The 16,888-nt window shown below is 74.4% G+C and carries 1 protein-coding gene; it reads left to right on the forward strand.

Annotation, left to right across the window (positions count from 1 at the left end):
- The first annotated feature begins 47 nt into the window (after positions 1-47).
- Positions 48-16,820 (forward strand): type I polyketide synthase, encoded by a 16,773-nt coding sequence (locus tag JYK04_RS36160; protein ID WP_202185948.1) that lies wholly within the window; start codon positions 48-50, stop codon positions 16,818-16,820.
- Positions 16,821-16,888: the final 68 nt, after the last annotated feature.

Raw genomic sequence — 16,888 nt, forward strand, 5'->3', positions numbered from 1 at the left:
CCCTCCAACGACTCTGACTTTCTGGCTTCTGTACAAGGGATGCACGCATGAACGAGGAAAAGCTCCGGTATTTCCTGAAGCGGGTGACGGCCGATCTCCACGAGACGCGCCGTCGGCTCCAGGAGGTCGAGTCGGAGGAGCAGGAGCCGATCGCGATCATCGGGATGAGCTGCCGCTACCCGGGGGACGTCGAGTCCCCCGAGGACCTGTGGCGGCTGGTGTCCGAGGAGACCGACGCGATCTCCCCGTTCCCGACGGACCGGGGCTGGGACACGGGGCAGCTCTTCGACGCGGACCCGGACGGGCGGGGCACCAGCTACGTGCAGGAAGGCGGCTTCCTGCACTCGGCCAACCGGTTCGAGCCGGAGTTCTTCGGGATCTCGCCGCGTGAGGCCGTCGCGATGGACCCGCAGCAGCGCCTGCTGCTGGAGACCTCCTGGGAGGCCTTCGAGCGGGCCGGCATCGACCCGACCTCCGTGCGCGGCAGCCGGACCGGCGTGTTCACGGGCGTCATGTACCACGACTACGCGTCGCGTCTGCGCGCCGTACCCCCGGAAGTCGAGGGCTACCTCGGCACCGGCGGCTCCAGCAGCATCGCCTCCGGCCGCGTCTCGTACACCTTCGGTCTCGAAGGTCCGGCGCTCACCGTCGACACGGCCTGTTCCTCCTCCCTCGTCACGCTGCACCTGGCCATGCAGGCCCTCCGCAAGGGCGAGTGCTCGCTCGCCCTCGCGGGTGGCGTCACCGTCATGCCGACCCCCGGCACCTTCACCGAGTTCAGCAAGCAGCGGGGCCTGTCCTTCGACGGCCGCTGCAAGTCCTTCGCGGATGCCGCCGACGGCACCGGGTGGGGCGAGGGCGCGGGCATGCTGCTCGTGGAGCGGCTGTCCGACGCCCAGCGCAACGGTCACCGCGTACTGGCCGTGGTCCGTGGTTCGGCCGTCAACCAGGACGGTGCATCGAACGGTCTGACCGCCCCGAACGGTCCCTCGCAGCAGCGCGTCATCCGCCAGGCCCTGGCCGACGCGCGGCTCACCGGCGCCGACATCGACGTCGTCGAGGCGCACGGCACGGGTACGACCCTGGGCGACCCGATCGAGGCGCAGGCGCTGCTGGCGACGTACGGCCGGGAGCACACCGAGGACCGGCCGCTGTGGCTCGGCTCGGTCAAGTCCAACATCGGGCACACCCAGGCGGCCGCCGGCGTCGCAGGCGTCATCAAGATGGTCATGGCGATCCGGAACGGCCGGATCCCGAAGACGCTGCACGTGGACGCGCCGTCGACCAAGGTCGACTGGTCCGCGGGCGCCGTGTCGCTGCTGGACCGGACCGTGGAGTGGCCGGAGACCGGCCGCCCGCGCCGCGCCGCCGTGTCGTCGTTCGGCATCAGCGGCACCAACGCGCACACGATCATCGAGCAGGCCCCGGTCGCGGCGCCCGCCGAGTCCGCTGGGCCCGCCGATTCGACCGAGCCCGCCGATTCCGCCACCGGCATCGACACCGCCACCGAGGAGCCCGGCGGCCAAGAGGCGCGGCGCCGCACCGTCGTGCCGCCCGTCGTGCCGTGGCTCGTCTCGGCCCGTACCGAAGAGGCCCTGCGGGCACAGGCCGAGCGCCTGCTCACCCACCTGCGCGCCCACCCCGACCAGCGGGCGCAGGACGTCAGCCACACCCTGGCCACCGGCCGCGCCGCGCTCGAACACCGCGCCGTCGTCGTGGCCGGCGACCGGGAGCAGGCCCTCGCCCACCTCGCCGCGCTCGCGGCCGGCGACACCGCCACGGCCCAGGTCGTACGCGGTGTGGCCGGGGCGCGCGGCAAGACGGCGTTCCTCTTCACGGGGCAGGGCAGCCAGCGCCTCGGCATGGGGCGTGAGCTGCACGAGGCCTATCCGGTGTTCGCGGACGCGCTGGACGCGGTGTGCGCCCAGCTGGACCCGCACCTCGAACTGCCGCTGAAGGACGTCCTGTTCGGGGATGACGCAGCGCTGCTGGACGAGACGCGGTTCACCCAGCCGGCGCTGTTCGCCGTGGAGGTGGCACTGTTCCGCCTCTTCGAGTCCTGGGGTGTGAAGCCCGACTTCCTGTCCGGTCACTCCATCGGTGAGATCGCCGCCGCGCACGTCGCGGGCGTCCTCTCGCTGGAGGACGCGTGCGCGCTGGTGGCGGCCCGCGGCCGGCTGATGCAGGCGCTGCCCGCCGGTGGTGTGATGATCGCGGTGCAGGCCTCGGAGGACGAGGTACTGCCGCTGCTGACCGACCGGGTGAGCATCGCGGCGGTCAACGGCCCGCGCTCGGTGGTCATCGCGGGTGACGAGGACGCCGCGGTCGCCGTCGCGGAGGCGTTCCCCGACCGCAAGGCCAAGCGTCTGACGGTCAGCCACGCGTTCCACTCGCCCCACATGGACGGCATGCTCGACGCCTTCCGCCGGGTCGTGGAAGGGCTGACCTTCGAGGCCCCCCGCATCCCGGTCGTCTCGAACCTCACCGGCGCCCTCGTCTCGGACGAGATGGCCTCGGCCGAGTTCTGGGTCCGCCACGTCCGCGAGACCGTCCGCTTCCTCGACGGGGTCCGCGCCCTGCAGGCCGCCGGAGTCACGACGTACGTCGAACTCGGCCCCGCCGGTGTGCTGTCCGCGATGGCGCAGTCCTGCCTGACCGACGGCACCGGCCCGGTCGCCTTCGTCCCGGCCCTGCGCAAGGGCCGCTCCGAGGCGGCGACGATCACCACAGCCCTCGCCGAGGTCCACGTACGCGGCATCGCCGTCGACTGGCACGCCTTCCACTCCGGCACCGGCGCCGAGCAGGTGGACCTGCCCACGTACGCCTTCCAGCGCGAGCACTACTGGCTCGATGCCGGATCCCTCGGCGGGGACGTGACCACCGTGGGCCTCAGGTCCGCCGACCACCCGCTGCTGGGCGCCTCGGTCTCCCTGGCGGACGCCGACGGGCTGCTGCTCACCGGGCGCCTGTCGCTGACGACGCACCCCTGGCTCGGCGACCACCGGGTCATGGGCTCCGTCCTGCTGCCGGGCACCGCATTCGTCGAGCTGGCCCTGCGGGCGGGTGAGCAGGTCGGCTGCGACCTGGTCGACGACCTCACGCTCGCCGCTCCGCTGGTGCTGCCCGAGGAGGGCGGCGTCGAGCTCCAGATCTCCGTCGCGGCACCTGACGCGTCCGGCCGGCGGTCGGTCGTCTTCCACTCCCGCGACGACCGCGCGGCCTACGACGAGCCGTGGATCCGGAACGCGACCGCGCTCCTGGCCGAAGGGGCGGGCGACACCCCCGGCTTCGACCTCACCGAGTGGCCGCCGGCCGGGGCGGAAGCCGTCCCCGTGGAGGGCCTGTACGAGGGCCTCTCCGACTCCGGTTTCGGGTACGGGCCGGCCTTCCAGGGCCTGCGGGCCGCCTGGCGCCGGGGCGAGGACGTGTTCGCCGAGGTGAGCCTCGACGGTGAGACCGAGCCGGGTGCGGAGTCGTTCACGATCCACCCGGCGCTGCTGGACGCGGTTCTGCACGGGATCGGGCTGGGCGCGCTGGTGGAGGACACCGGTCAGGGCCGGCTGCCGTTCTCGTGGTCCGGTGTGGTGGTGCACTCCGTCGGTGCGGACAGTGTGCGGGTGCGGCTCTCGCGGGCCGGGCGGGACGCGGTGCGGCTGGAGATCGCCGACGCGGAGGGTGTGCCCGTCGCGTCGGTGGACAGTCTGGCGCTGCGCGCGTTCTCGCCGGAGCAGTTCGGCCGGCAGGCCGGCGGTCACGGGGACTCCCTGTACCACGTGGCCTGGTCGGAGGTGGCGTCCGGCGAGCCGTCCGGTGACTGGCTGATGCTGGGCGAGGGTCCGCAGGTGTTCGCGGATCTCGCCGGGCTGGCCGTGGCCGTGGCCGAGGGCGGTGAGATTCCGGCGGCACTGGTCGTGCCGTGCGTGGAGGCGGCCGCCGAGGACCTGGCGGGCGCGGTGCACGCGCAGACGGGCCATGTGCTGACGCTGCTCAAGGAGTGCCTGTCCGACAGGCGTTTCGCGCGGTCGCGTCTGGTGTTCCTGACGCGGGGCGCCGTGGCCGCCGTACCGGGCGAGGGTGTGTCGGACCTGGTCCACGCTGCGGTGTGGGGTCTGGTGCGTTCGGCGCAGTCGGAGAACCCGGGCCGGTTCGTCCTGGTCGACGTCGATGCCGAGGGTGACGTCGAGGCCGGGCTGTCGGCCGCGCTGGCCTCGGGCGAGTCCGAGCTGGCGGTACGGGGCGGCGCGCTGCTGGCGCCGAAGCTGGCGCGTGCGGCGCTCGCCGCGGACACGGCCGCGGGGTGGGCCACTGAGGGCACGGTGCTCGTCACCGGTGCGAGTGGTTCGCTGGGCGGGCTGTTCGCCCGTCACCTGGTGACCGAGCACGGTGTACGGCGTCTGCTGCTGGTGAGCCGTCGTGGCGAGGCGGCTGAGCTGTCCGCCGAGCTTGCGGGTCTGGGTGCCGAGGTGTCGTGGGCGGCGTGTGACGTGGCCGACCGGGAGGCCCTGGCGGCCGTACTGGCAGGCATACCCGCGGAGCACCCGCTGACCGGGGTCGTGCACACGGCCGGTGTTCTGGATGACGGTGTGGTCGGTTCGCTGACCGCCGAGCGTCTGTCGGCCGTGCTCCGGCCGAAGGTCGACGCGGCGTGGAACCTCCACGAACTCACCCGGGACCTGGACCTCTCCGCGTTCGTGTTGTTCTCGTCGGCGGCCGGTGTGTTCGGTGGTGCCGGTCAGGCCAACTACGCCGCCGGCAACACCTTCCTGGACGCCTTGGCCGCGCACCGCCGGGCCCAGGGCCTGACCGCCACGTCCCTCGCCTGGGGCCTGTGGGCCGAGATCGGCGGCATGGGCGGTGACCTGGCCGACGGCGACCGCGACCGCATGAACCGCGGCGGCGTGGGCGCCCTCACGCCGGAGACCGGCCTCGCCCTGTTCGACGCGGCCTGCGCCGCAGGGCAGCCGCTGCTCGTGCCGGTGAAGCTGGACATGGCGGCCCTGCGCGCCGCGGCGAGCGGCGGCATGCTCCCGCCGCTGCTGTCCGGCCTCGTCCGGATGCCGGCCCGCCGGGCAGCCCGGGGAGCTGGCGGCGCGTTCGCCCGGCAGCTCGCCGCCCTGCCGAAGGACCAGCAGGCCGGCGCCGTCCTCGGGCTGGTCCGAGGCCAGGTCGCAGCCGTGCTCGGCTTCGCGGGGCCGGAGGCGGTGGACCCGGCGCGGTCGTTCAACGAGGTCGGCTTCGACTCGCTGACCGCCGTCGAACTCCGCAACCGCCTCGGCGCCGCCACCGGCGTCCGGCTGCCCGCCACCCTCGTCTTCGACTACCCGACGCCCACCGTCCTGGCGGACTACCTGCACGCCGAACTGCTCGGCGGCCAGGAAGCGGACGCGGCCCCGACCGCCGTCGCCGTGCACGACGACGAGCCGATCGCCATCGTTTCGATGGCCTGCCGCTTCCCCGGTGACGTCCGCTCGCCCGAGGACCTGTGGCGCCTCGTCCGCGACGGGCGGGACGCGATCTCGAACATGCCCGCCGACCGGGGCTGGGACCTCGAAGGACTCTTCGACGCCGACCCGGACCGGCAGGGCACCAGCTACAGCACGGCCGGCGGGTTCCTGCACGACGCGCACCACTTCGACCCGACGTTCTTCGGGATCTCGCCCCGCGAGGCCCTGGCCACCGACCCGCAGCAGCGACTGCTGCTGGAGACCTCGTGGGAGGCCTTCGAGCGGGCCGGCATCGACCCGGCGTCCATGCGCGGGAGCCGGACGGGCGTGTTCGCGGGCGTGATGTACAACGACTACGGCACGCTCCTGCACCGGGCCCCGGAGGGCCTGGAGGGTTACATGGGGACGTCCAGCTCGGGCAGTGTGGCCTCGGGCCGCGTCTCGTACACGTTCGGCCTGGAGGGCCCGGCGGTGACGGTCGACACCGCCTGCTCCTCCTCGCTCGTCACCCTCCACCTCGCCGTCCAGGCGCTGCGCAACGGCGAATGCGACATGGCACTCGCCGGCGGCGTGACCGTCATGGCCACGCCCGGCACCTTCATCGCCTTCAGCCGCCAGCGCGGCCTCGCGACGGACGGCCGCTGCAAGCCGTTCGCGGCCGCCGCCGACGGCACCGCGTGGGGCGAGGGCGTCGGCATGCTGCTCGTCGAACGGCTCTCGGACGCCCGCGCCAAGGGCCACCCGGTCCTCGCCGTGGTCCGCGGCTCGGCGATCAACCAGGACGGCGCCTCCAACGGTCTGACCGCCCCCAACGGCCCCTCCCAGCAGCGCGTCATCCGCCAGGCCCTGGCCAACGCGGGCCTGGCCTCGGCCGATGTCGACGTGGTCGAGGCGCACGGCACGGGCACGACCCTCGGCGACCCGATCGAAGCCCAGGCGCTGCTGGCCACGTACGGGCAGGACCGGCCGGAGGACCGGCCGCTCCTGCTCGGCTCCATCAAGTCGAACATGGGACACACGCAGGCCGCCGCCGGTGTCGCGGGCATCATCAAGATGGTGCAGGCCATGCGGCACGGGACGGTGCCGAAGACGCTGCACGTGGACGAGCCGTCCCCGCACGTCGACTGGTCCGAGGGCGCCGTCGAGCTGCTGACGGAGCCGGTGGCCTGGCCGGAGACCGGACGTCCGCGCCGAGCGGCCATCTCGTCGTTCGGCATCAGCGGCACGAACGCGCACACGATCATCGAGCAGGCCCCGGACGAGGCCGCGGTGGCCGTGGCCGAGACGGGTACGGGGCCGGTGCTGCCGTACGTGCTGTCGGCGAAGTCGGCGGACGCGCTGAGCGCCCAGGCGGCCCGCCTGCGGACCCACCTGCAGGACACGCCGGAGGCCGGAGCGGCCGACATGGCCTACTCGTTGGCCACCCGTCGCGCGGCCTTCGCCCACCGGGCGGTGGTCGTCGCCGGCGCCCGGGAGGGGCTGCTCGGCGCGCTGGCCGCGCTGGCGGACGGCGACGTGTCCGCCGCCGGGATCACGAGCGGCACCGTGGGCGCCGCCGGAGCCGGGAAGCTGGCGTTCCTGTTCACCGGCCAGGGCAGCCAGCGACCCGGGATGGGGCGTGAGCTGTACGAGGCCCACCCGGTGTTCGCCGCCGCGCTGGACGCGGTGTGCGAACGCATCCGACTGCCCCTCGGCAAGGCCCTCTTCGGTACGGACGCGGAGCTGCTGGACCGGACGGAGTTCACGCAGCCGGCGCTGTTCGCACTGGAGGTGGCCCTGTTCCGGCTGCTGGAGTCGTGGGGGGTGAAGCCGGACTTCCTGTCCGGGCACTCGATCGGCGAGATCGCTGCCGCGCACGTGGCCGGGGTGCTGGCCCTGGACGACGCGTGCACGCTGGTGGCGGCCCGTGGCCGGCTGATGCAGGCGCTGCCGGGCGGCGGCGTGATGATCGCACTCGAAGCCTCCGAGGACGAGGTCCTGCCGCTGCTGACCGACCGGGTGAGCATCGCCGCGATCAACGGTCCGCGCTCGGTCGTGGTCGCCGGTGACGAGCACGCGGCGACCGCCGTCCTGGAAGCCTTCCCGGACCGCAAGTCCAAGCGCCTCTCCGTGAGCCACGCGTTCCACTCGCCGCACATGGACGGCATGCTGGAGGACTTCCGCCAGGTGGTGGAGGGGCTGACCTTCGCCGCCCCGCGGATCCCGGTCGTCTCGAACCTGACCGGCGCCCTCGTCACCGACGAGATGGGCTCCGCCGACTTCTGGGTCCGGCACGTCCGCGAGGCGGTCCGCTTCCTCGACGGCGTCCGCGCCCTCGAAGCGGCCGGAGTGACCACGTACCTCGAACTGGGGCCCGACGGCGTCCTCTGCGCCATGGCGCAGGCCTGCCTGACCGACGACACGCGTGGTGCGGCGTTCGCCCCCGCCCTGCGCAAGGAGCGTCCCGAGACGGCCGCCCTCACGGCCGCCGTCGCCGAGGCCCACGCCCACGGGGCCCCCGTCGACTGGGAGTCGTACTTCGCGGGCACCGGTGCCCGGAGCATCGACCTGCCGACCTACGCCTTCCAGCACGAGCGGTACTGGATCGACCTCCCCGTCGGGTCCTCCGCCGACGCGACTGCCGCGGGCCTGCGGCCCGCCGACCACCCCCTGCTCGGTGCCTCGGTGATGCTGGCCGACGCCGACGGCCTGCTCCTCACCGGGCGGCTGTCCGTCGCCACCCACCCGTGGCTCGCGGACCACGTGGTCATGGGCGCGGTCACGCTGCCCGGTACGGCGTTCGTCGAGCTGGCGCTGCGCGCCGGTGAGCAGGTCGGCTGCGACCTGGTGGAAGAGTTGACCCTGGCCGCCCCCCTCGTCCTCTCCGAGGACGGCGCCGTCGAGCTCCAGATCGCCGTCGGGGCGCCCGACGAGGCGGGCCGCCGGCCCCTCGCCTTCCACTCGCGCGACGGCCTGGCGGCGGACAACGCCCTCTGGCTCCGGAACGCCACCGCGACCCTCGCGATCGGTGCGCAGGAGCCCCCGGTGTTCGACCTCGCGGCCTGGCCGCCGGCCGGCGCGGAGCCCGTCGACGTCGACGAGCTGTACGACGGCTTCGCGGAGTCCGGCTTCGGCTACGGGCCGGTGTTCCAGGGCCTGCGCGCCGCCTGGCGCAAGGGCGACGAGGTGTTCGCCGAGGTCGGCCTCGGCGACGAGCAGGGCCCGGATGCCGATCAGTTCACGATCCACCCGGCGCTCCTCGACTCCGTTCTGCACGCCATCGGGCTCGGCTCCCTCGTGGAGGACACCGGCCAGCCGCGGCTGCCGTTCTCCTGGTCCGGGGTCGCGGTCCACTCCACGGGAGCGGACACCCTGCGCGTACGGCTCTCCCGGGCCGGCCGGGAAGCGGTGCGTCTGGAGATCGCCGACGCCGAAGGCGTCCCCGTCGCCTCGGTGGACAGCCTCGCCCTGCGCGCCTTCTCGCCCGAGCAGCTCGGCCGACAGGTCGGTGGCCACGGCGACGCGCTGTTCCGCGTCGAGTGGCCCGAACTGATGCCGTCGGACGCGCTGTTCGGCGACTGGGTCATGCGGGACGCGGCCGACGCGCGGGTCCTCGACGATCTCGACGCGGTTCCGGGTGCGCTGGTGCTGTCGTGCCGGGAGCCCGCCGGCACGGACGTGGCCGACGCGGTGCACGCCGAGGCGGGCCGGGTGCTGACGCTGCTCCAGCGGTGGCTGTCCGACGACCGCTTCGCCGATGCGCGTCTGGCGTTCCTGACCCGCGGCGCCGTGACCGTCGCCCCGGGTGACGGTCCGGCGGACCTGGTGCACGCCTCGGTGTGGGGTCTGGTGCGTTCGGCGCAGTCGGAGAACCCGGGCCGGATCGTCCTGGTGGACGTCGACGCCGACGGCGACGTGGAGCACGCGCTCTCGGCGGCCCTGGCCTCGGGCGAGTCCGAGGTGGCGGTGCGCGGGGGCGTGCTGCTGGTGCCGCGGCTGGCGCGTGCGTCGGTCGCCGGCTCCGATCCGGAGTGGGCGGCCGGGGGCACGGTGCTGGTGACGGGTGCCAGCGGTTCGCTGGGCGGGCTGTTCGCCCGTCACCTGGTGACCGAGCACGGTGTACGGCGTCTGCTGCTGGTCAGCCGGCGTGGCGACGCTGCCGAGGGTGCCGCCGACCTGTCGGCGGAGCTCGCCGGGCTGGGTGCCGAGGTGTCGTGGGCCGCTTGTGACGTGGCCGACCGTGACGCGCTGGCCGCCGTCCTGTCCGCAATCCCCGCCGAGCACCCGCTGACGGCGGTCGTGCACACGGCCGGTGTCCTGGACGACGGTGTCGTCGGCTCCCTGACCGCCGAGCGGCTGTCGGCCGTACTGCGTCCGAAGGTGGACGCCGCGTGGAACCTGCACGAGCTGACGGCCGGCCTCGACCTGGCCGCGTTCGTCCTGTTCTCCTCCGCCGCCGGTGTGTTCGGCGGTGCCGGTCAGGCCAACTACGCCGCCGGCAACACCTTCCTGGACGCCCTCGCGGCCCACCGCCAGGCCCAGGGCCTGGCAGCGACGTCCCTCGCCTGGGGCCTGTGGGACGAGGCGGGCGGCATGGGGGACACCCTGGACGCCGACGACGTCTCGCGCATGGGCCGCGGTGGCGTGATCGCCCTGACCGCCGCCGAAGGCGTGGCCCTGTTCGACAGCGCGTGCGCCTCCGGGCAGGCCCTGCTGGTGCCGGTCAGGCTGGACCTGGCCGCGCTGCGCGCCGCCGCACGCGGTGGACTGCTCCCGCCCCTGCTCTCCGGACTCGTCCGCATGCCCTCGCGCCGTGCGGCCCGGGGCGGCACGGCCGCCGGCGGTGCCTTCGCGCGGAAGCTCGCCGCGCTGCCGCAGGACCAGCGGCCGGGAGCCCTGCTGGAGCTGGTCCGGGGCCAGGTGGCCGCGGTACTCGGCTTCGCGGGCCCCGAAGCGGTGGACCCGGCGCGGTCGTTCAGCGAGGTCGGCTTCGACTCGCTGACCGCGGTGGAGCTGCGCAACCGCCTCGCGGCGGCGACGGGCGTGCGCCTGCCGGCCACCCTCGTCTTCGACTACCCGAATCCGGCGGTCCTGGCGGAGTACCTGCACGCCGAACTGCTCGGCGGCCAGGGAGCGGACGTGGCCACGGTCGCGGCCTCCGTGCACGACGACGAGCCGATCGCCATCGTGGCGATGGCCTGCCGCTTCCCCGGTGACGTCCGCTCGCCCGAGGACCTGTGGCGCCTCGTCGCGGACGGCCGGGACGCCATCTCCGCCATGCCGGACGACCGCGGCTGGGACCTCGCCGGAATCCTCGACCCCGGCCAGCCGGGCGCCGACTACAGCCCGACCGGCGGGTTCCTGCACGACGCGCACCACTTCGACCCGACGTTCTTCGGGATCTCGCCCCGCGAGGCCCTGGCCACCGACCCGCAGCAGCGACTGCTGCTGGAGACCTCGTGGGAGGCCTTCGAGCGGGCCGGCATCGACCCGGCATCGATGCGCGGGAGCCGGACGGGCGTGTTCGCGGGCGTGATGTACAACGACTACGGCACCCTGCTCCACCGGGCCCCGGAGGGCCTGGAGGGCTACATGGGGACCTCCAGCTCGGGCAGTGTTGCCTCGGGCCGCGTCTCGTACACGTTCGGCCTGGAGGGCCCGGCGGTGACGGTCGACACGGCCTGCTCCTCTTCACTCGTCACCCTCCACCTCGCCGTCCAGGCGCTGCGCAACGGCGAATGCGACATGGCACTCGCCGGCGGCGTGACCGTCATGGCCACGCCCGGCACCTTCATCGCCTTCAGCATCCAGCGCGGCCTGGCGTCCGACGGGCGTTGCAAGCCGTTCGCGGCCGCCGCCGACGGCACCGCGTGGGGCGAGGGCGTCGGCATGCTGCTCGTCGAACGGCTCTCGGACGCCCGCGCCAAGGGCCACCCGGTCCTCGCCGTGGTCCGCGGCTCGGCGATCAACCAGGACGGCGCCTCCAACGGCCTCACGGCCCCGAACGGCCCCTCCCAGCAGCGCGTCATCCGCCAAGCCCTGGCCAACGCCGGTCTGTCCGCCGCAGAGGTCGACGCTGTCGAGGCCCACGGCACCGGTACTACGCTCGGCGACCCCATCGAGGCGCAGGCGCTGCTGGCCACCTACGGTCAGGAGCACACGGACGAGCAGCCGCTGTGGCTCGGCTCGATCAAGTCCAACGTGGGCCACACGCAGGCCGCCGCCGGTGTCGCGGGCGTCATCAAGATGGTCCAGGCGATACGGCACGGCGTCCTGCCGAAGTCCCTGCACGTCGACGAGCCCACCCCGCACGTCGACTGGTCGGCGGGAGCGGTCTCGCTCCTGGAATCGGCCACCCCCTGGCCGGAGACCGGGCGCCCGCGCCGCGCGGCCGTGTCGTCGTTCGGCATCGGCGGGACCAACGCGCACACGATCATCGAGCAGGCCCCGGACGAGGCCGCGGTGACCGCGGCCGAGACCGGTACGGTGCCGGTGCTGCCGTACGTGCTGTCCGCGAAGTCGGCGGATGCCATGCGCGGCCAGGCGGCCCGCCTGCGGACCCACCTGGAGGGCGAGGCCGGGCTCAGGTCCGCCGATGTGGCGCTCTCCCTGGCCACCACGCGGGCCGTCTTCGACCACCGCGCGGTGGTCGTGGCCGGTGACCGGCAGCAGCTGCTGCGCGGTCTGACCGCGCTGGAGGACGGGGCCGCGGCCGCCGGAGTGACGCGCGGCGCCGTGAGCACCGGGAAGACGGCGTTCGTCTTCCCCGGTCAGGGCTCGCAGTGGGTCGGCATGGCGGTGGGCCTGCTGGAGTCGTCCCCGGCGTTCGCCTCGCGGATCGACGAGTGCGCGAAGGTGCTGGAGCCGTTCACCGGCTGGTCGCTGATCGACGTCCTGCGCGGCGTCGAGGGCGCGCCCACCCTCGACCGGGTGGACGTGGTGCAGCCGGCGCTGTTCGCGGTGATGGTGTCCCTCGCCGAGGTGTGGCGTGCGGCGGGCGTGCGTCCGGGTGCGGTGATCGGGCACTCGCAGGGCGAGATCGCGGCCGCCTGCGTCGCCGGGATCCTCACCCTCGAGGACGCGGCCCGGGTCGTGGCCCTGCGGAGCCAGGCCATCGGCCGTGTGCTGGCGGGGCTGGGCGGCATGGTCTCCGTGCCCCTGCCGGCCGCCGCGGTCCGTGAACGCATCGCCCCTTGGGGCGAGCAGCGGATCTCGGTCGCCGCGGCCAACGGCCCCTCCTCGGTGGTCGTGTCCGGTGAGGTCCAGGCGCTGGACGAGCTGCTCGCCGCGTGCGAGGCCGACGGGATCCGTGCCAAGCGGATCGCCGTGGACTACGCCTCGCACTCCGCGCAGGTGGAACTGCTGCGGGACGAGCTGGCCGAGCTCCTCGCCCCGATCGCCCCGCGCACCGCCGAAGTTCCGTTCCTGTCGACCGTCACCGGTGAGTGGGTCGAGGGGCCGGAGCTGGACGCCGGCTACTGGTTCCGCAACCTGCGTCAGACCGTCGAGCTGGAACAGGCCACCCGCACCCTCCTCGACCAGGGCTTCGGCGTGTTCGTCGAGTCGAGCCCGCACCCGGTGCTGACCGTCGGCATGCAGGAGACGGCCGAGGACGCCGGCCGCGAGGCCGCCGTGCTCGGTTCCCTGCGCCGCAACGAGGGCGGCCTGGAACGCTTCTGGCTCTCCCTCGGCGAGGCCTACGTCCGCGGCGTGACCGTCGACTGGGACGCCGTCTTCGCCAGTACCGGCGCCCAGCGCGTCGACCTCCCCACCTACGCCTTCCAGCGCGACCGCTACTGGATCGACGTGCCGGCCGGCCAGGTCGGCGACGTGGCCTCGGCCGGGCTCGGGTCGGCCGGGCACCCGCTGCTCGGTGCGGCCGTGGAACTGCCCGACTCGGACGGCTTCCTGTTCACGGGGCGCCTGTCGCTCCAGAGCCACCCCTGGCTGGCCGACCACCGGGCGGCGGACACCGTCATGCTGCCCGGTACCGCCTTCGTGGAGCTCGCGCTGCACGCCGCCCGGCGGGCCGGCACCGACTACGTCGAGGAGCTGACCCTGGAGGCTCCGCTGGTGCTGCCCGAGCAGGGCGCGCTCCAGCTCCGCCTGTCGGTCGCCGCGCCCGACGAGGCGGGACGGCGCGCGCTGCACGTCCACTCGCGACCGGAGACCGGCGACGACCACGGCGCGCGGGGCCAGGAGGTGCCGTGGACGCGGCACGCCGGCGGTGTGCTCGGCGCGGCGGACGCGCCGGCCGCGCCCCGGGTATCGGGCCCCGAGGTCTGGCCTCCCGCAGGAGCCGAACCGCTCGAGGTGGCCGACCTGTACGAGCAGTTCGCCGCCATCGGGTACGCGTACGGCCCGGCCTTCCGCAACCTGCGGGCCGCTTGGCGCAGCGGCGACGAACTGTTCGCCGAACTCGCGCTGTCCGAGGGCCCGCAGGCCGATGCCGCGCACTTCGGTGTGCACCCGGCGCTGCTCGACGCGGGGCTGCACGGCCTCGCGCTCGGCTCCTTCCTCGCCACCGGGGACGACGCGGCGGGCGACGGCGACCGGATCCGGCTGCCGTTCTCCTTCACCGGCGTCGGCCTGCACGCGGTCGGGGCGGGCGCGCTGCGCGTGCGTCTGGCCCCCGCGGGCTCCGGAGCGGTGTCCCTCGCGGCCTTCGACGAGCAGGGTGAGCCGGTCGTGTCGGTGGAGTCCCTGCTGTTGCGGGAGCTCGACCCGACCCGGCTGCGTTCGGCCCTGCCGAGCTTCCACGAGTCGCTCTTCCGGCTGGAGTGGCCCGCACTGACCGTGACCCCCGCCGCCGCGGGCGGGCGCTGGGCCGTGGTCGGGACCGACACCCTGGGGCTGGAAGCGACGCTGCGGGGTGCGGACATCACCGCCGACGTCTACACGGATCTGGACGTGCTCGCGGCCGTGGTGGCGGCCGGCAAGCCGCTGCCGGACACCGTGCTCGTCTCGTACGCCGGGACCGACACCGACCGTACGGCGGACACGGCGGCCGGCATCGCCGGAGCCACCCGGCAGGCCGCTCACGACGCCCTGGGCCTCGTCCAGAGCTGGCTGGCCGACGAGACCCTCGCCGGGGCCCGCCTGGCGGTGGTCACCCGCGGCGCGGTCGAGGCACGGCCGGGCGAGGGCGTGGCGGATCCGGCCCACGCGTCGGTGTGGGGCCTGCTGCGGTCCGCGCAGTCGGAGAACCCCGGCCGGTTCCTGCTGCTCGACCTCGACGACGACGGCACGGCGGAGCTCGCCCCGCTGCTCACGGCCGCCCTGACGAGCGGAGAACCCCAGCTCGCCGTCCGGGCCGGAACCCTGCACGCCGCCAGGCTGGCGCGGGTCCCCGCCGCCCGCCCGGAGACGGACGCCGATGCCCAGGCCCCGGTCACCGCCGCGCTCGACGCGGACGGCACCGTCCTGATCACCGGCGGCACCGGAGTGCTCGGCAGCCTGCTGGCCCGGCACCTCGTGACCGAACGCGGTGTCCGGCACCTGCTGCTGACCAGTCGGCGCGGTCCCGCCGCCGCCGGCGTCGCGGAGCTCGTCGCGGAGCTCGCCGCGCTGGGCGCCGAGGCGGCCGTCGTCGCCTGTGACGCGTCCGACCGGGAGGCGCTGGCCGCGCTGCTGGCCGGCATCCCGGCCGAGCACCCGCTGACCGCCGTCGTCCACACGGCGGGCCACCTCGACGACGGGCTCGTACCGTCCCTGACCCCGGAGCGCATCGACGCGGTGCTGCGGCCCAAGGTCGACGCCGCCCTCCACCTGGACGAGCTGACACGGGATCTGGACCTCTCCGCGTTCGTCCTGTTCTCCTCGGCGGCCGGTACGCTCGGCAGCCCCGGGCAGGCCAACTACGCGGCGGCGAACGCCTTCCTCGACGCCCTGGCCCAGCGCCGGCGCGCGGCGGGACTGCCCGCGGTGTCGCTGGCCTGGGGGCTGTGGGAGCAGCGCAGCGAGATGACCGGCGACCTCACGGACGCCGACGTCCAGCGGATGGCGCGCGCCGGACTGGCCCCGCTCTCCTCCGAGGAGGGCCTGGCCCTCTTCGACACGGCGAGCGACCTGACCGGGACCGGCACCGTCTTCGTGGCCATGCGGCTGGACACCGCACCCCTGCGGGCCCAGGCGGACGCCGGGGGTCTCCCGCCGCTCTTCCGGGGACTGGTGCGCGGGGGCCTGCGCAGGGCCGCCGCCCACGGCGTCGCCGACGCGGCGGCGTCCGCCGCGGCGCGACGGCTCGCGGGCCTGTCGGCACTGCCGGAGGAGGAGCAGGAGCGGGTGCTGCTGGAGGTGGTGCGTGCCACGGCCGCGGCGGTGCTCGCTTATCCCTCGCCCGACGCGGTGGGGGAGTCCCAGGAGTTCCTGGAGCTCGGCCTGGACTCGCTGACCGCCGTCGAGCTGCGCAACCAGCTGAACGCGGCGACGGGCCTGCGACTGCCGGCCACCCTGCTCTTCGACCACCCGACCCCGCTCCTCGTCGCCGCCCGGCTGCGCGCCGAGCTGGCCGGGGCCCCGGGCGGCCCGGCCGGGCCCGACGGCGCGTCCGGGCAGGACGGTGAGGAGGGCGCCGGAGTCTTCGGAGCCATGCTCCAGGAGGCGGGGACGCAGGGTGCGTCCGGGCAGTTCATGGAACTGCTCATGCAGGCGTCGCGGTTCCGGCCGTCGTTCGCCTCGGCGGCCGAGCTGCGCAAGGCGCCGAGCCTGGTGCGGCTCTCGCGCGGCGGGACGCGGCCCGCACTGGTGTGCTTCTCCTCGATCCTGTCGATCTCGGGCCCGCACCAGTACGCCCGGTTCGCCTCAGCGTTCCGCGGCCGGCGGGACGTCCACGCGATGGCCGCGCCGGGCTTCCTGCGCGGGGAGCAGCTGCCCTCGACCGCCGAAGCGGTGATCGAGGCGCAGGCCGAGGCCGTCCTGCGGCACGCGGAGGGGGAGCCGTTCGTCCTGCTCGGGCACTCCTCGGGAGGCATGCTCGCCCACGCGGTGGCCGGCCGGCTGGAGAGCGCCGGGGTCTTCCCGGAGGCCGTGGTCCTCGTCGACATCTACTCGCACGACGACGACGCCATCATCGGCATCCAGCCGGGGCTGTCGGAGGGGGTGGACGAGCGGCAGGGCAGCTACGTCCCGGTCGACGACAGCAGGCTGCTCGCGATGGGCGCGTACTTCCGGCTGTTCGGCGGCTGGAAGCCGGAGGCCGTGAAGGCGCCGACGCTGCTGGTCCGGGCGGAGGAGCAGTTCTTCGACTGGAAGCGGTCGGCGACCGGCGACTGGCGTTCGTACTGGGACCTGGAGCACACGGCCGTGGACGTGGCGGGCAACCACTTCACCATGATGGAGCAGCACGCCACGACGACCGCGGGAGCCGTCGAGGAGTGGCTGGACGCCACGGTGTGAGGCCGGCCGGTCCGGTGACGTGAAAAGGGCCGGGCCCCACCCCCTCAGGGGGTGGGGCCCGGCCCGCG

It is taken from the genome of Streptomyces nojiriensis, from assembly GCF_017639205.1.
Classification (GTDB): Bacteria; Actinomycetota; Actinomycetes; order Streptomycetales; family Streptomycetaceae; genus Streptomyces; species Streptomyces nojiriensis.